General features: G+C 68.6%; 18 protein-coding genes. 11 read left to right on the forward strand and 7 right to left on the reverse strand.

Annotation, left to right across the window (positions count from 1 at the left end; genetic code table 11):
* The first annotated feature begins 35 nt into the window (after nt 1–35).
* From ACTWPT_RS41530 to ACTWPT_RS41540, 3 genes are read left to right on the forward strand one after another with little or no spacing between them, the layout of a single operon-like run.
* Nucleotides 36–1,391, forward strand: a complete 1,356-nt coding sequence (locus ACTWPT_RS41530) for an extracellular solute-binding protein (protein ID WP_443183029.1) — start codon at nt 36–38, stop codon at nt 1,389–1,391.
* Entirely contained in the window at nt 1,388–2,305 is a 918-nt protein-coding gene (locus ACTWPT_RS41535; protein ID WP_443183030.1) for a carbohydrate ABC transporter permease, read from the forward strand. The genes ACTWPT_RS41530 and ACTWPT_RS41535 overlap by 4 nt, the downstream gene beginning before the upstream one ends.
* Nucleotides 2,302–3,123: a carbohydrate ABC transporter permease gene (locus ACTWPT_RS41540; protein ID WP_443183031.1), complete on the forward strand. Its 822-nt coding sequence runs from the start codon at nt 2,302–2,304 to the stop codon at nt 3,121–3,123. Before ACTWPT_RS41535 ends, ACTWPT_RS41540 begins: the two co-directional genes overlap by 4 nt.
* On the opposite strand, the gene ACTWPT_RS41545 is transcribed toward ACTWPT_RS41540, so the two are convergent.
* Nucleotides 3,095–3,274 (reverse strand): VOC family protein, encoded by a 180-nt coding sequence (locus ACTWPT_RS41545; RefSeq protein ID WP_443183032.1) that lies wholly within the window; start codon nt 3,272–3,274, stop codon nt 3,095–3,097. The genes ACTWPT_RS41540 and ACTWPT_RS41545 overlap by 29 nt on opposite strands.
* A gap of 121 nt (nt 3,275–3,395) precedes the next feature.
* Between ACTWPT_RS41545 and ACTWPT_RS41550 the strand changes: the two genes are divergently transcribed.
* The 3 genes from ACTWPT_RS41550 to ACTWPT_RS41560 are packed head-to-tail and all read left to right on the forward strand — an operon-like array spanning nt 3,396 to nt 6,047.
* Nucleotides 3,396–4,010, forward strand: a complete 615-nt coding sequence (locus ACTWPT_RS41550; protein ID WP_443183033.1) for an LLM class flavin-dependent oxidoreductase — start codon at nt 3,396–3,398, stop codon at nt 4,008–4,010.
* 22 nt (nt 4,011–4,032) lie between these two features.
* Nucleotides 4,033–4,638, forward strand: a complete 606-nt coding sequence (locus ACTWPT_RS41555; protein WP_443183034.1) for a VOC family protein — start codon at nt 4,033–4,035, stop codon at nt 4,636–4,638.
* Complete coding sequence (locus ACTWPT_RS41560; protein ID WP_443183035.1) at nt 4,635–6,047, forward strand: AMP-binding protein; 1,413 nt, start codon at nt 4,635–4,637, stop codon at nt 6,045–6,047. The genes ACTWPT_RS41555 and ACTWPT_RS41560 overlap by 4 nt, the downstream gene beginning before the upstream one ends.
* A 47-nt stretch (nt 6,048–6,094) precedes the next feature.
* Here the strand turns inward: ACTWPT_RS41560 and ACTWPT_RS41565 are convergent, their stop codons facing one another.
* The 4 genes from ACTWPT_RS41565 to ACTWPT_RS41580 form a co-directional block, all read right to left on the reverse strand.
* On the reverse strand, nt 6,095–6,844 hold the full coding sequence (locus ACTWPT_RS41565) for a tRNA(His) guanylyltransferase Thg1 family protein (RefSeq protein ID WP_443183036.1): 750 nt from the start codon (nt 6,842–6,844) through the stop codon (nt 6,095–6,097).
* Nucleotides 6,841–7,305, reverse strand: coding sequence for an AAA family ATPase (locus ACTWPT_RS41570; protein WP_443183037.1), 465 nt, complete (start codon nt 7,303–7,305; stop codon nt 6,841–6,843). Before ACTWPT_RS41570 ends, ACTWPT_RS41565 begins: the two co-directional genes overlap by 4 nt.
* Before the next feature lie 123 nt (nt 7,306–7,428).
* Complete coding sequence (locus ACTWPT_RS41575; RefSeq protein WP_443183038.1) at nt 7,429–8,247, reverse strand: maleylpyruvate isomerase family mycothiol-dependent enzyme; 819 nt, start codon at nt 8,245–8,247, stop codon at nt 7,429–7,431.
* A 112-nt stretch (nt 8,248–8,359) separates the two neighbouring features.
* Nucleotides 8,360–9,973 (reverse strand): endo-1,4-beta-xylanase, encoded by a 1,614-nt coding sequence (locus ACTWPT_RS41580; RefSeq protein WP_443183039.1) that lies wholly within the window; start codon nt 9,971–9,973, stop codon nt 8,360–8,362.
* Nucleotides 9,974–10,269: 296 nt separating this feature from the next.
* On the opposite strand from ACTWPT_RS41580, the gene ACTWPT_RS41585 reads away from it, so the two are divergent.
* The 4 genes from ACTWPT_RS41585 to ACTWPT_RS41600 all read left to right on the forward strand — a co-directional run bounded on the left by ACTWPT_RS41585 (nt 10,270) and on the right by ACTWPT_RS41600 (nt 14,333).
* On the forward strand, nt 10,270–11,934 hold the full coding sequence (locus tag ACTWPT_RS41585; protein WP_443183040.1) for a class I adenylate-forming enzyme family protein: 1,665 nt from the start codon (nt 10,270–10,272) through the stop codon (nt 11,932–11,934).
* Nucleotides 11,935–12,146: 212 nt separating this feature from the next.
* Nucleotides 12,147–12,554, forward strand: coding sequence for a hypothetical protein (locus ACTWPT_RS41590; RefSeq protein WP_443183041.1), 408 nt, complete (start codon nt 12,147–12,149; stop codon nt 12,552–12,554).
* Nucleotides 12,555–12,571: 17 nt separating this feature from the next.
* Nucleotides 12,572–12,931: a nuclear transport factor 2 family protein gene (locus ACTWPT_RS41595; RefSeq protein ID WP_443183042.1), complete on the forward strand. Its 360-nt coding sequence runs from the start codon at nt 12,572–12,574 to the stop codon at nt 12,929–12,931.
* A 100-nt stretch (nt 12,932–13,031) separates the two neighbouring features.
* Entirely contained in the window at nt 13,032–14,333 is a 1,302-nt protein-coding gene (locus ACTWPT_RS41600; RefSeq protein ID WP_443183043.1) for an MFS transporter, read from the forward strand.
* On the opposite strand, the gene ACTWPT_RS41605 is transcribed toward ACTWPT_RS41600, so the two are convergent.
* Complete coding sequence (locus ACTWPT_RS41605) at nt 14,330–15,076, reverse strand: metallophosphoesterase family protein (RefSeq protein WP_443183044.1); 747 nt, start codon at nt 15,074–15,076, stop codon at nt 14,330–14,332. The genes ACTWPT_RS41600 and ACTWPT_RS41605 overlap by 4 nt on opposite strands.
* Before the next feature lie 117 nt (nt 15,077–15,193).
* Here ACTWPT_RS41605 and ACTWPT_RS41610 point away from each other — a divergent pair, with 117 nt between their 5' ends.
* The gene (locus ACTWPT_RS41610) at nt 15,194–15,799 is read left to right on the forward strand and encodes a Uma2 family endonuclease (RefSeq protein WP_443183045.1); all 606 of its coding nucleotides are present in this window, start codon (nt 15,194–15,196) and stop codon (nt 15,797–15,799) included.
* A 6-nt stretch (nt 15,800–15,805) separates the two neighbouring features.
* On the opposite strand, the gene ACTWPT_RS41615 is transcribed toward ACTWPT_RS41610, so the two are convergent.
* Nucleotides 15,806–16,039, reverse strand: a complete 234-nt coding sequence (locus ACTWPT_RS41615; RefSeq protein ID WP_443183046.1) for a hypothetical protein — start codon at nt 16,037–16,039, stop codon at nt 15,806–15,808.
* Nucleotides 16,040–16,077 lie beyond the last annotated feature (38 nt).

A 16,077-nucleotide genomic window follows, 5' to 3' on the forward strand; every position in this document is an offset into this window, starting at 1 on the left:
TCACGTTCAACCCAAGGCAATAAGGGGAGGCCGTGATGAAACGTCCGCTGGCCGGTTCCCTCCTGCTGCTCGCGGTCGTCGCCGGCTGCGGCGCCGACCCCGCGCAGGAAACCTCCGGCAGCAAGGAACTCGAAGTCCTCTACAAGGTCGAGCCGACGTGGCCGCATCTGGAGAAGATGCTCACCGGCGCCAAGACCCAGTACGAAGCCGCCCACCCTGGCATAAAGGTCAAGCTCACCGCCGTCCAGGGCAACAACGAGGCGTACTACACCAAGCTGGCGCTGCTCAACCGCTCCCCCGACTCGGCGCCCGACCTCTACTACCACGACACGTTCCAGGTCAACGCGGACGTCGCGGCGGGCAAACTGGCCCCGCTCGACGACTACCTCGCCAAGTGGCCGGACTGGAGCAGCCAGTTCCCCGACTCGGTCAAGCAGGCCGCCAAGGGCGGGGACGGCAAGGTCTACGGCGTCCCGATCAGCACGGACACGCGCGGCCTCTGGTACCAGAAGGACGTCTTCGCCAAGGCGGGCCTGCCGGTGCCGTGGGAGCCGAAGACCTGGAACGACGTGCTGGCGGCGGCCCGTACGATCAAGCAGAAGGCGCCCGGCGTCATCCCCTTCGCCATGTACTCCACGAAGATCCACGGCGAGGCGTCCACCATGCAGGGCTTCGAGATGCTCCTGTACGGTACCCAGGGCGGCACCCTCTACGACGAGACGCAGAAGAAGTGGGTGGCCGGCGGCAAGAACTTCACCGACGCCCTGACCTTCATCAACACCATCTACCGCGAGGAGCTCGGCCCCAAGCAGGCCGACGCGCACAACGCCAAGCTCTACGACAAGATGGCCTTCGAGTGGTTCCCGGCCGCCGAGCTCGGCATCTCCCTCGACGGCGCCTGGGCGTCCTCCCCCTGGAAGACGACCGGCACGAAGCCGTGGCCGGAGTGGACGGAGAAGATGGGCTGGACGCCCATGCCGACGCAGAACGGCGAGCCGCCGGGCGCGGTGAGCATGTCGGGCGGCTGGGTGATGGCGATGAGCGCCTACGCCAAGAACAAGCAGGAGGCGTTCGACTTCATCACGGTGGCCACCAACAAGGAGAACTCGATGGTGTACTCGGTCGGCACCGGCGACCTGACCACCCGCAAGGACGTGGCCGCCGACCCGAAGTACAGCGAGGGCAACCCGAGCATCAAGTTCTGGACCGACCTGGCCTCGGTCACCCACTACCGGCCTGCCTTCGAGGAGTACCCGAAGGTGTCCACCGAGGTCCAGGAGGCCATGGAGGCGGTCACCACGGGCGCGCAGACCCCTGAGGAGGCGACGGCCGCGTACGTCAAGGCGCTGCCCGCCGCCGTGGGAGGCCCCGACAAGGTCCTGGCCCGATGACGGTCGCCACCGCGCCGCAGTCCCCGCCCGTGACGAGCCCGCCTGTACGCGGCCCGGCACGGCGCGGGGTCCTGCGCTGGCTCCTTCCCCTCGGCCCGGCCCTGCTCATCCTGGCCCTGTTCCTGGCCGGGCCCATCCTCTGGAGCGTCTACATCGCGTTCACGAACGAGACGCTCACCGGCTCGGCATCCGTGAACTCGAAATTCGTAGGCGTGGCCAACTTCGTCAAACTCTTCGGCGACCCGACCTTCCTGAACTCGTTCTTCCTGACGTTCATCTTCGTCATCGGCTCGGCCGTCATCGGCCAGAACACCCTGGGCTTGATCATCGCCCTGCTCCAGCGCGGCCGCGGCCGGGTGACCCGCAGCGTGGTCAACGGCGTCGTGATCGCCGCCTGGGTGGTGCCGGAGGTCGTGGCGGCGGCCTGCTGGTTCTCGTTCCTGGCCGAGGAGGGCACGCTCAACACGGCGCTCGGCATCGAGCAGGAATGGCTCTACACGGCGCCGATGCTCGCGGTCATCCTGGCCAACATCTGGCGCGGCACGGCGTTCTCGATGCTGGTGTACTCGGCGGCGCTCTCGGAGGTCCCCGCCGACCTGGTGGAGGCCGCCGCGGTGGACGGCGCCGGGCCCGGCCGCCGCCTGCTGCACATCACGCTGCCGCTGATCCGCCGCTCCATCATGGCGAACCTCATGCTGATCACCTTGCAGACCCTGGCCAGCTTCGGCCTCATCTACGCCCTCACCGGCGGCGGCCCAGGGACGGCCAGCCAGACGACGCCGCTGTACATGTACGAGCAGGCGTTCCGCTACTTCGAGATCGGCTACGGCTCCGCAATCGCGCTCGTCATGCTGGTGATCGGGGCGCTGTTCTCGCTGATCTACCTGCGTTTGATCAAGGTGGAGGACGCATGACGCGGCTGGCCGCGAGGGGCGCGGCGGTGCTGGCCCTGCTGCTCATCGCCGTGGCCTTCCTGGGGCCGTTTCTGTGGGTGCTGATCGCCTCGGTCCAACCGGACGCCACCCTGTCCGCGACCCCTACGCCCACCTTCTCCCTGGACAACTTCGAAGCCGTCCTGACCTGGGAGACGATCATCCTTCCGCTGATCAACTCGATCGTCATCTCAGGCTCGACGGCGATCTTGACGGTCCTGGTGTCGGGCCTGGCGGCGTATCCGCTGTCGCGCTACCAGCTGCGCTACCGCCGCCACTTGATGCTGACCCTTCTGTTCACCACCGGGCTGCCGGTGACCGCGATCCTGGTGCCGGTCTACGCGATGTTCTTCCGCTTCAACCTGTACGGCTCCGTCCCAGCGATGGTGTTGTTCCTGACGGCGAGCTCGCTGCCGTTCTCGATCTGGATGATGAAGAACTTCATGGACGGCGTGCCGGTGAGCCTGGAGGAGGCGGCGTGGGTGGACGGGGCCGGCTGGGTCCGCTCGCTGACGGCCGTCGTCGGCCCGTTGATGGCCCCGGGCGCCGTCGTCGTCGCGATCTTCGTCTTCGTCGGCCAATGGGGCAATTTCTTCGCCCCGTTCGTCCTGCTGGACACCCCGGAGAAGCAGCCGGCCGCGGTCACCGTCTACACGTTCTTCTCCGAGTACGGCCAGGTCGCCTACGGCCAGCTGGCCGCCTTCTCCATCCTCTACACAGCCCCGGCCGTGGTCCTGTACGTGGCCGTCAACAAGTATCTGACCGGCGCCTTCAACTTCGCCGGCTCGGTGAAGGGCTGACCCCGGTCACCGTCCCGGACTCGTCGGTCACGTACCGGCCTTTCGACAGGTCGACCAGCACGAGAGGGTTGCCGAACGGATCGGCGACGACCGCCACCCGGCCGACCGGGATGTCGGCCGGCTCGGCGAGCATCCGGCCCCCCGCGGCCACCACGTCACCGGCGGCCTCGTCCGCAGACGACGATACGCCCCCGGTCCTAGACCGAAGGGCCGAAGGCGACCGCGGCCACCGCCCCATGCCTGGCGCGATCGGCCTGCCTAGCGTGAGAACCATGAGCAAGCGAAACCTGTACGGCGTGGCGCTGCCGGCCTCGCCCCGGCAGTTCGGCCGGCTCATCGAGTCGGCCCGGCTGGCCGAGGACCTCGGCGCCGATCTGGTCACCGTGTCGGACCACCCGTACCTCCCATCCGAACTGGAGACCTTCACCTTGCTGGCGCAGCTGGCGGGTCGGACCGAGCGGGTGCTGGTGGCGCCGAACGTCGCCCCGCTGACGTTGCGCCCGCCGGCCATGCTGGCCAAGAGCGCCGCCACGCTGCAGTTCGTCAGCGGCGGCCGATTCGTGCTCGGGCTCGGCGTCGGTGGCCCGTACGAGATGACGCCCGGCTTCGGCGGCGCGTGGCCCGGCATCGGGCAGGCCATCAGCGCACTCGACGAGGCCGTCCCGCTGATCCGGCGGCTGTGGGGACCGCGTGCCGGAACGAAACGACCGGCTGCTCAACGGCTCGGCCCGGCACTGGGTGAACGCCCTGCGCGACTACCGCGACCGGCTCGGCTTCGACTCCTTCGTGTTCTGGCCCGTCCAAGGGGACGTACGCGAGCAGATCCGGCTGTTCTTCGAACACGTCCATCCGCACATGGGCAGGTAGTCCTCACTTACCAGGGATAGTTGAAAGGCGTACGGTTGACCCATGGCTGCGACCCAAGATCCGGTGCACTGGCGCGGCGTGCACCATCTCGCCCTGGTGACCGCGGACATGGACGCCACCGTGCGGTTCTGGCACGGTGTGCTCGGCGCCCGCCTGGTCACCACTCTTGCCGTGCCCTCGTTCAAGCACTACTTCTTCGAGGTGGCGCCGGGCAACACCGTCGCCTTCTTCGAGTACACCGACCAGCCCCTCGACAGCTTCGCCAAACCCGCGGGCGTGCCCTACGCCAAGGCGGCCCAGTTCGATCACCTGTCCCTGCACCTGCCGGACGAGGACGCGCTCAACCGCATGCGTGACCAGCTCAAGGCGCACGGTTGCGAGGTCACTGACGTCATCGACCACGGGTTCCTGCGGTCGATCTACTTCAGCGACCCGAACGGCATCGCGCTGGAGGCGTCCTGGTGGACCATCGACCCGACCGGGCGGCCGATCGACTACGCCGACGAGCGGCTGTTCGCCGACCCGGATCCCGTACCCGCCGTGCGCGAGTTGCGTGACCACGGCGAGCTGCGGCACACGGTCGCCACCCGCCTGGTGGACGGCATCATCGAGGACCTCAGGCGCGAAGGGATCACGCTGGAGCCTTGACGACCCCTGGATCACTCCCGGCCACGATCCCGCAGGTGCTCGCCACCGCCGCCGGCCGCGACGGCCCTTGGTTGCACGGCGACTCGGTGGTCACGTTCGCCGAGGCCGCCGCGCTGGTGGGCGGTGAGGCGCGGGCCCTCGCCGCCCAGGGGGTGCGGCACGGCGACGTCGTCATGCTCGTGGCCAGGACCACCCCGCGCGACCTGATCTGCTGGCTGGCGCTGACCACGCTGGGCGCCGTCACACTGCCGGTGAACCCGCGCAGCACGGACCGCGAGCTGGACGCCCTGATCGCGCAGGCGGCGCCGGCCCACGTCATCCGCACCCCGGGCCCGTGGCCGCGGCCCGCCGAGCTGCCGGCGGACCTGGTCAAGCCGGACGATCTCGCTGCCCTCATCCCCACCTCGGGCACCACGGGCCGCTCCAAGCTGGTCATGCAGACCCACCGGGCGTACGCGCTGGCCGGTCAGGGCTTCCCCCACTGGCTCGGCCTGACCTGCGAAGACCGGCTGATGACGACGCTGCCGCTGTTCCACATCAACGCCCCGGCCTACTCGGTCATGGGTTCTCTGTCCTGCGGCGCCGGCCTGGTTCTGCTCCCCCGCTTCTCCGCCAGCACGTTCCTGGACGATGCCCGACGGTACGGCGCCACCGAGTTCAACGCGATCGGCGCCATGCTGGAGATCCTCATGCGGCAGCCGGAAAGGCCGCACGACGCCGACAACCCGCTGAGGCTCTGCTACACGGGCCCGGCCCCGGCCCGTGAACGGCAGCTGGAGATCGAGCGCCGCTTCGGCCTGGAGATCGTGGTCGGCTACGCCCTGTCGGAGACCCCGTACGGGCTGATCTGGCCGCGCGGCGGCCGCCCGTACGAGACGCTCGGCAGTCCACGCCAGCACCCGACGCTGGGCACGATCAACCATGCGCGGGTGGCGGAGGACGGCGAGCTGCTCCTGCGCAATCCCGCCGTGACCCCCGGCTACTGGGGCATGCCGGAGGAGACCGCCAAGGCGATCAAGGACGGCTGGCTGCACACGGGCGACCTAGTGACGACCGATCCCGACGGCACCTACACCTTCGTCGCCCGCAAGAAGGAGGTCATCCGCCGCCGCGGCGAGAACCTCTCGCCGCTGGAGGTCGAAGAGACCCTGGAAGCCCATCCCGACGTGCTCGAATGCGCGGTGATCGGGGTGCCGTCCGAGCTGACGGACGAGGAGGTCAAGGCGTTCGTCGTCGCCGCGCCCGGGCGCGAGCTCGACCTGGCCGCGCTGCGCGACTGGACGGCGGCGCGGCTGGCCGCGTACAAGGTGCCGAGGTTCTGGCAGCGGCTGGATGCCCTGCCGCGGACCCCCACCGCCCGCGTGGCCAAGCACCTGCTCCCGGCGGCCGGCGGGCACGACCTGGGGTGAGACGGTCCGCCCGCCGATAGTGCCGGCGACGATCACTACGGTGACGGTCAGCCGGCGACCAGCCGCTCCACGAGCCGCCGGTAGTCGTCCTTCATGGGCAGATCCCACTCCACGCGCACCCGCCGCCGCTGGGTGACCACGTCCACGCTGCGGACCGGGTCGTGCCCCGGATGATCGAACGTCTCCCACCACAAGCCGATGCCGCGGCGCTGCCAGGCAGGCAGCTCGTTGAAGTTCACGCCGTGCTGGAACAGCAGCTCGTTCTTGTCGGCGACCGAGGTGCGCTCGAGCAGCTTGCCGGCCTCCCGCGCCGTCCTGCCGTCCTTGCGCAAAGTCCAGTAGCACCAGCCGTTCAGGGCACATCTGGCGGCGTCGGCCTGCCGCCACGACATGTAGTCGACGACATCCTCCACCGAGCTGCCCAGCCAGACCCGGCTGTCGAAGTGCACCGGCTCGCCCGCCGCGTGCGTGAAGGCCGCCGACGCCACGCCCGCCGAGATCGACACCAGCTTTTCCGCCTCCCGTCCGAACAGGTCAAAGGAGGGAGGCAGCACCAGGGAGATCTCATCGCTCTGCACATAGGTGTAACACCCCTGGAACTCCTCCAGCAGGCTCCGCGCCGCGACTGCCATCAACTCACGGAACCGCAGGTCGAAAGGCTTGTCGAAGCGGTGTTCCGTATAGCGGGAGAATCCGCGCCCATCCACCCGCACGATCGCCCAGGCACCGGGCAGCAGTGTCAGCGAGTGAAACCACTCCCGAGCCCGCATCTCCGCCTCCAACCGGTCGCCCTTCATCCCTCCTCCTTCCGTACGAGAAAGCCACCGCGCCCGTCCAATTCCACCACCGCAACCTCATCGAACCCATCGGCCACCCGGGGTCGCCGCAGCCGCCTCAACGTCGAGAAGACGCCGACCTCCGGCACTCGTGCCCGGCCGAGCCGTTCCGCGTTGCGTTGCAGGGATCCCGCGAGATTCGGCGGGAACCAGTAGGCCACCACCCGCGCCCCGTGCTCCCGCCCGGTCACGATCAACGGCCGCCACTCCTCAGGCGAAGGATTGGTGTTGTCGACCGCAACGCTCCGGTCCTCCTCCAGCGCCTCGCGGATCAGCCGGAGCTGGCGGCGCTGCCGGTGCCGCGCGTTGGGGAAATCGTCCTTGCTCACATGCGCATGAGTGGAGGCCAGGCATCGCCGGTAGAAGGAGGATTTGCCGGAAGCCTGCAGGCCGATGAGAACGGCCACTTCCCGATCGGTCATCCCCCCACAGTACGGGCCACCGCACAACGCGCGGGCCCGAGGGGCGAAGCACACGCCGCCGAGGGTATCCAGAGTGACCTGCCGGCCGTCACACCCGGCAGGTCACAAAGCCACACGTCGGCGCTAGATCCGGAAGAACAGGTTCAGGTATCGGTCGGCGATTGCCGGGTCGCCCCTGACGGTGCCCGCGTTGCTGCGCCCGAACGTCGTGAGCACCATGCTCCCCGCGTCGAACTCGATGACGGTCGGCAGCCCGGCCAGGTCACCCTGCTCGTACGTCATCCCGCCCGGCCCCACCGACACGCGGAAGTCGCCGCCGTTGACCCCGCCCACCCGGATGCCGAGCTCGAACGGCGTCGTCAGGTCCGCCTCCTGCCTGATCGTGGACTGCCAGAGCACGAACATGAACGGCACCAGCAGATCGGCCGCCTCCCCCGACAGCCCGTGCGCCCGCCCACTGCCCTGCCGGATGTCCCAGGAGTGCACGGCGTAGTCCATGAGCTGGCCGGCCGCGTAGAAGTACGCGGGCAGCGGCCCCATGTAGAAGTGCGGGACGGTCAGCCCCGCCCATTCGTCCTCGCCGAGTTCGCGGAGCATCGACTGCATGTGCTCGAAGTCCGTCTTGAGCCGGTCGAGCAACTCCTTCTGCGGGATCCCGCGCAGCGCCACGGCCTGCTCGTTGACCCGCTCGCCCATGCCGGGCAGCCCGTACGCCGTGTCGAAGTCCTGGCTGCGGCGGGCCACGTCGAAGGCGGCGAAGTACCCCTCGGTCGTGTCGACGATGTGCGCCACCACGTCACGCGTCGTCCAGCCCGGGCAGGCCGTCGGCGCCTCCCATGCCTCCTCCGGTTCGGCCAGCGCGAACAGCCTCTCAGCCTCGTCCCTGACGACCCGCAGGATGGTGTCCTTGCCCGCGTACGAGGTGGCATCCCATTCGTTCATGCCGTTCACCTCCTATGGCGAACGACAGACCTCGACGGTTTAATTGTCAATATCTTCAGCAGAGAGAATCCCCTGGGCGGCTGGAGAGACGCCCAGGGGATTCTCGGAACAATCAGGCGCAGGTGTATCCGGAGGGCGTCTGAGTGTTCCCGTTCGGCCGGCTGACCTGGAACCCGAAGCTGGTGCTGGCGTTCGGGGCCAGGTTGCCGTTGTAACCCGCGTTCTTGGCGGTGACGGTCTGCCCGCTCACCGTCACGTCGGCATTCCACGAGCCGGTGAGCGTGTGGCCGGCGGGCAGGGTGAAGGTGACGGTCCAGCCGGTGATGGCGGACGTGCCGGTGTTGGTGACGGTCACCGGCTGCACCACGTACCCGGTGCTCCACTGGGTCTGCACGGTGCCGGCCGCGGTGCAGGGGCCCCCGCCACCCGGTCCCGACAGCGTCGTGAACGTGGCCGGCGGCGAGTTCGCCGACAGGTTGCCGGCGCCGTCACGGGCCCGCACGTAGACCTGGTACTGGGTGTCGGAGCTCAGCCCGGTCAGCGTGGTCGAGTTCGTGGTGCTCTGGCCGAGCAGCGTGTCGGTGGCCCCCTGCTCGCGGTAGATGTTGTAGCCGGCCAGCCCGCTGCCGCCGCTGTCGGTGGAGGCGGTCCAGGTCAGAGCGGCGGAGTTGGAGGTGACATTGCTCGACGTGGGCGTGCCCGGCGTGGTCGGCGGCGTGGTGTCGGTGGTGCCGCCGGCCAGCGCGTCGTGCACGGCGTTGTACGCCGGCTTCGGCTGGTAGTTCTCATCGTAGATCAGCGCGGCGCCCTCGCCTGGGAAGGTGCCCGGCACCCACGAGTGCTTGTCGGTGAAGCCCCAGATGGTCACCCCGGCGCAGGCGGTCACGGCCAGGCAGGCGTTGACGACGTTGCGGTAGTAAGTGGCCTGGGTCGCGTCCTTGGTGGCGTTCCTGGGCGTCTGCATGCGGATGTCCAGCTCGGTGATGCGGACCTGGACGCCGAGGTCGGCGAAGCGCTGCAGGTTCTGCTGCAGATCGTTCGGGAAGCCGTACTGGATGGAGAGGTGGCCCTGGAAGCCCACGCAGTCGACGGGCACGCCCTGCTGGCGCAGCGACGAGACCAGGTTGTACATCGCGGTGCTCTTGGCGTTGATGCCCTCGACGTTGTAGTCGTTGATGCACAGCCGAGCGTTGGGGTCGGCGGCGCGCGCGGCACGGAAGGCGTCGGCGACAAAGCTCTGGCCGAGCGTGTTGTACCAGAACGAGGAGCGCCAGCCGCCGTTCTCGTTGAAGATCTCGTTCACCACGTCCCACGAGACCACGGTCGCGTTGTTGGCGTAGCGGCCGACGACCTGGCTGATGTGGTTCTGCATGGCGGTGCGCATGGCGCTGGCGCCAAGGCTCTGCACCCAGCCCGGGGTCTGGTTGTGCCACACCAGCGTGTGGCCGTGGACCTGCTGGTTGTTCTGGGTGGCGAAGTTGACGATGGCGTCGGCGCCGGAGAAGTTGAACTGGCCCTGGTTGGGCTCGGTGGCGTCCCACTTCATCGCGTTCTCGGCGGTGACCTGACTGAACTCGGTGGCCGCGATGTTGCGATAGGAGGTCTCATTGGACAGCGGGCTGGTGGCGAGCGCCGCCCCGATGAACTTGCCCTTGGCGGACGCGTGGGTGCGCAAGGTCGCCGACGCGTCGGCCGAGGTGGCGGGCAGGAGGAAGGCTAAGGACATCCCCGCCAAGGCGAGGACTCTGGCAAACGAGGATGAAAGCACGAACATCTACCTCCGGAGGCAGGCACTCGACCCGAAAGTTTCGATCCCTCTTGGATCGCATCGCAGACGGTATTGACATGCAAGTGAGCGGTCAATGCCGGTCACGGGCAGCCGCTAAAGCAGCAGTTGGGCGGCAGAAACTATCGGCGCGAAAATGAAACTTTCACGGCTGCGGGGTTCTAGCGCGACGTACCTACCGGTCGGTACTGTGATTTACCCCAGAATAATCGTCCACCGCGGGGAGCGTTCTGCAGATGTCCCTCACGCACGCCCAGGTCCAGGAGCAGCTCACCGGCCCCGGCCAGCTCTTCGAGATGGAAGAGATCGGCGACACCGGGGTACGCACGTGGAAACACGCACCCGCCCACTTCCGCGCCCTGCTGGAGATGAGCAGGTTCCACGGCGAGAAGGTCTTCCTCGTCTTCGAGGACGAGCAGATCACCTTCGAGGACCACTTCCGCCGCGCCGCCACACTCGCCAACCGGCTGGTGGACGAGTACGGCGTGCGCAAGGGCGACCGGGTGGCCGTGGCCATGCGCAACTACCCGGAATGGGTGGTCTCGTTCTCGGCGGTGCTGGCGACTGGCGCGGTGGCCGTACCGCTCAACGCCTGGTGGACGGAGGCCGAGCTGGCCTACGGCGTGCGGGACTCCGGCGCGAAGGTGCTGATCGCGGACGGCGAGCGGGCGGCGCGGCTGGCCTCGACGGGCGTGCCGCTGATCGTCACGAGGGGCGAGCCGCCGGCCGGAGCGCGTGCTTTCGACGAGGTGCTGGGCGAGGTCGCGGCCGACGTGAAGCTGCCCGACGTGGAGCTGGCCGCGGACGACCCCGCTACGATCTTCTACACCTCCGGCACGACCGGCAACCCCAAGGGCGCGCTAGGCAGCCACCGCAACCTGGGCCAGTCGCCCATGACCGTGGCCTACGGGCTCATGCACTCGCTCGCGATGGCGGGCAAGGACCTCGCGGCGGCGGCCGGGACCCGCCGGATCATGCTGCTGACCGTGCCGCTGTTCCACGTCACGGGGTGCTTCTCGGGCATGACCACCACGATGTTCAGCGGCGGCGGCCTGGTGCTCATGTACAAGTGGGATCCCGAGCAGGCGCTGCGCCTGATCGAGCGGGAGAAGATCAGCGCCATGATCGGTGTGCCCACCAGTGCCTGGCAGCTGATGTCCCACCCCGACTTCGGCAAGTACGACCTGTCGTCCCTGACCACCCTCGGTTACGGCGGTGCGCCGGCCCCGCCCAAGCTGCTGGAGCGCATCACCAAGAACCTCCCCAACCGTGCCCCCTCCAACGGCTACGGCATGACCGAGACGACCGCGCTGGCCATCGGCAACGGCGGCGCCGACTACCGGGCCAAGCCCGACAGCATCGGCCGGCCCGTGCCCGTGGTGGACGTGCGCGTGGCCGACCCGATGGACAACGAGCTGCCGCCCGGCGAGGTGGGCGAGCTGTGCCTGCGCGGCCCGAACGTGATCCTCGGCTACTGGAACAAGCCGGAGGCCACGGCGCAGACGTTCGTGGACGGCTGGGTGCACACCGGCGACCTGGCGAAGATCGACGACGAGGGTTTCGTCTACATCGTGGACCGGGCCAAGGACATGGTGATCAGGGGCGGCGAGAACGTCTACTGCGCCGAGGTCGAGGCGGCGTTGTTCGAGCATCCGGCGGTCGACGACGCGGCCGTGATCGGGGTGCCGCACGACGAGCTGGGCGAGGAGGTCGGCGCGGTCATCCGCCTGGCTCCCGGCCAGTCCGTCACGCCGGAGGAGCTGCAGTCCTTCCTGGCCGGCCGGATCGCCAAGTTCAAGATCCCGGTCCACATCTGGTTCCGCGAGGGCGAGCTGCCCCGCAACCCCGGCGGCAAGATCCTCAAGACCCACCTGCGCCGGGAGATCCTCGGAAGCGCTTGATCAACTTTTCGGTGGCTCGCTGAGCGGCGCTCCAACCCCAGGAGCGCCCCTGCGTCACCGCCCAGGCTCCACCGGTGACAAGCGTCACACCATGACCATTCCCGCAGGTGAAACGGCGGTTCGCCGCTTTCGCTTACCTCCGGCGTAATCGCGGCCCCTATGCGGTGGCTGACATCTTTCAGGTGTCGCACCACACCGAAGAAGGAGCCGATATGACCGCCGTTACCGTCACCGCCGACAAGGCCAAGTTCCTGCGCCTCGCGCTGGCCGCCGATGCCGTCGTCACCGGCGGCAACGGCCTGGTCTACCTCGCCTTCGCCGGCCCCGTCGCCGCCCTGCTCGGCCCGGACGCGGGCCTGCTGCGCGGGATCGGCGTCTTCCTGCTCGTGTACGGCGCCGCGGTCGGCCTGCTGGCCACCCGCCGCCAGATCAGCCCGGCTGCCACCAGGGCCGTGATCGGCCTGAACATCGTCTGGACCCTGGCCAGCATCGCGGCCGTCATCACGGGGGCGGGCGGCTTCACCACGATCGGCGCCATCTGGGCCATCGCCCAGGCCCTCGCGGTCGCCGGCTTCGCCGAGCTTCAGATCATGGGCCTGCGCAAGGCCCGCAACCAGTGACCCCAAAGGGGATGATCATGGACAGCACTCTCGTCGAACGCTACATCGCCGCCTGGAACGAAACCGACGCCGGCGCCCGCGCCAAGGCCGTGGCCGACTTGTGGACCGAGGACGCCACGTACACCGACCCGCTGGCCGACGTGGCCGGTCACGCCGGGATCGCCGCGGTGATCGAGGGGGCGCAGGGCATGTTCCCCGGCCTCGTGTTCACCCCGGGCGTGGTCCACGAGGCCCACCACCACATCGCCAGGTTCACCTGGCACCTCGGACCGGCGGGCGGGGAGCCGGTCGCGATCGGCTTCGACGTCGTGGAGGTGGCCGAGGACGGAAGGATCCGCAAGGTCCTGGGCTTCCTGGACAAGGTCCCCATCGCCTGACCCCGACACCAAGGCCCCGGTCACCCGGGGCCTTTCACGTGTCCATGACGTGGGAAATCGATTTGCATGGACGACAACGTCCGCCGGACAATCTAGCTTCGTGCCCGATCGAGTAAAGCGCTTCCTTCGTCACCTTTCCATCGACCTGAGCCCCCTGCGCGATTCGCGCGATTACCGCCTGCTGTTCGGGGCCGGGGTTATCACGATGTTCGGCACGTTCATCACTCTGGTGGCGGTGCCGTACCAGATGAAGGAGCTGACGGAGTCCTACCTGGCGGTCGGGCTGGTGAGCCTGGCGGAGTTCGTGCCGATGGTGGTGTGCGGCCTGTGGGGCGGCGCCCTCGCCGACGCCCTCGACCGCCGCAAGATCATCGTCCTGAGCGAGCTGGGCCTCCTCGTCACCTCGGCCGCTCTCACGGTCAACGCGATGTTGCCGAACCCGCAGGTCTGGGTCCTGTACGTGGTGGGCGCGATCTCCACCGGCATCGCCTGCCTGCAGCGGCCCAGCATGGAGGCGGTGTTCCAGCAGATCGTCAAGCACGAGCACCAGGGCGCGGCGGCGGTGCTGGCGAGCCTGCGCTGGAACTTCGGCGCCATCGTGGCCCCTGCCCTGGGCGGGCTGCTGGTGACCTCGGCCGGCGCGGCGGCGGCGTACGGGGTGGACACGGTGACCTTCCTGCTGTCGCTGGCGCTGCTGTGGCGGATCAGATCCCTGCCGCCCGCCGAGGACGCCGCTCCGGCGTCGCTGAAGTCGCTGGTCGAAGGCGTGCGGTACGCGGTAGGGCGTAGCGACCTGATGGGGACGTACCTGGTGGACATCGCGGCCATGGTGTTCGCGATGGCGACGGCGCTCTTCCCCTTCCTCGCCGACGAGCTGCACGCGCCCCAGGCGCTGGGCCTGCTGTATTCGGCCGCCGCGATCGGCGCCTTGATCGCCTCCCTCACCGGCGGCTGGACGGCGCGGGTGCAGCGGCAGGGCCTGGGCGTGATCGTCGCCGCGACGCTGTGGGGCGTGGCGGTCGCCCTGACCGGCCTGGCCCCGAACGTGTGGCTGGTCTTCGTCTGCATAGCACTGGCGGGCGCGGCCGACATGGTCAGCGGCATCTTCCGCATGACGATGTGGAATCAGACGATCCCGCAGGAGCTGCGCGGGCGCCTCGCGGGCATCGAGCTGCTGTCGTACGCCAGCGGCCCGATGCTCGGCAACGCCCGGGCCAGCCTGATGGCGAACTTCGGCGGAACCCGCTTCTCGCTCAGCGCGGGCGGCCTGCTGTGCGTCGCCGCCGTGCTGGGCCTGGCCGCGGCCCTGCCGAAGTTCCGCCGCTACGACGCCAGGACGGACGAGCACGCCCTGGCAGAGAAGGCCCGCCGCGAGACGGCGGCACAGGAGGCCTCCGCCTAACCGCGATTCTCGGCCTTGGCGAACACCCGCAACGCCTCGGCATCGGAGTAGACGCTGGTCACGTACTCCCCCACCCAATCCTCGATCCCGTCGAACCCGCTCTCGGCGGCCAGCCGTTCCCCCACCCTGGCCGGATCGAGCGACGTCCACCGCAGGCTGACCGCACCACTCTCCCCATCCAGCAACGCCCAGTGCGCCACTCCGCCCCTCCCGTAGGGCATGCCGACCGATCCCGGGTTGACGACCAGCACCCGATCGGCCAGCCGCGCGAACGGCATGTGCGTGTTCCCCAGCACCACGGTCTCGGCCGTCTCGCCCGCCAGCACCTCGCCCCACCGCTCCAGCGAGCTGTCGACCAGGACCACCTCCTCGTCGCTGCGCGGCGTGGCGTGCACGAACAAGGTCGCCCCGAGCCGCCCGAGCTCGACCACCTGCCGCGCCGGCAGCCCGGCCAGCAACTCGACCTGATCGCCTCGCAGCCGCTCCCCCGCCCACTGGGTGACCGCACGAGGATGCGCCTTCCCACGGGCCACCTCCACGAGCTCCCTGTCGGCGTTCCCGCTCACCCACAGCGTCCGCTCCCCGAGCGCCACGAGCACGTCGAGGGTCTCCACCGGCATCGGCCCCGCCGCCATGTCGCCGGTGAGCACGATGAGGTCGGCGGTAGCCACGTCGGGCTCGGCCAGCACGGCTTCGAGCGCGGGCAGCACGCCATGAATGTCGGATAGCACGGCAACACGCATGCCACCACTCTGCACGGATCCCGGCCGCGGCGGGAGAGCCTTCGCGGCGAACGAACGACTCCCCGAGTATCCGTGCATTCACCTGGCGTGAGGGGATTAGATTGGTAACGTTGCAGCATGACGGCCGAAGCGGTGATCCACGAGATGACGTCTTCCTCGCTGCCCGACTGGGTTTTCCCGCCGCCCGGGGGCTTCGTCGCCGAAGATCTCGATCACATTCCGGATTTGCCTGCGCACACAGAGTTGATTGATGGAAGCTTGGTATTCGTGAGCCCCCAAGCCTCCTTCCACATGCGTGTTGTATCGCTCCTGGAGAGCGAGATACGCCGTGCGGCCCCGAAAGACCTTCGGGTGCGACGCGAGATGAGCGTCATACTCGACAAGCGCCAGCGACCGGAGCCTGATCTCTTCGTTATCCCAGCCAGTGCCGAAGAGCGTTCCAGGCAGACGTTCTACCCGGGGCAAGATCTCATACTGGCCGTCGAGGTGGTCTCGCCGGAGTCCGAAGTGCGCGACCGCAAGCGCAAGCCGACTCTCTATGCCGAGGCTGGGATTCCCCATTTCTGGCGCGTCGAAGACGATTCCGACAAAGCCATCGTTTATGTCTACGAGCTCGACCCCGCCACCAGTGCCTACGCCCTCACCGGCATCCACCACGAGAGGGTGAAGGTCACCGTGCCCTTCGACCTCGACATCGACCTCACCGAGATCGACCGCATCTGAGCCACCTCAGCCCGTCTCGCGCCACCCGTCGTACTGCTCCACCAGGTGGTCCAACTTCGCCAGCACGTCCTCGCCAAGCCCTTCGATGACGACCACCCACTGCGCGTCTTCCGCGTCGTCCTCCCCGGCCAGCGTCTCCCGCACGACCCGCGGCATCCCAAGCTCAGGGAACCACTCGGCCAGCGTCTCAGCAACCTCCTCGGCGTCTTCTCGCTCGCCGAACACCAGTAGCTGCCTCATGAGACCGCATTCTGCCAGTCGACCACGCACGCGATGAA

Origin of the sequence: Nonomuraea sp. 3N208 (assembly GCF_052245935.1) — a bacterium.
In the GTDB taxonomy this organism is placed as follows: domain Bacteria; phylum Actinomycetota; class Actinomycetes; order Streptosporangiales; family Streptosporangiaceae; genus Nonomuraea.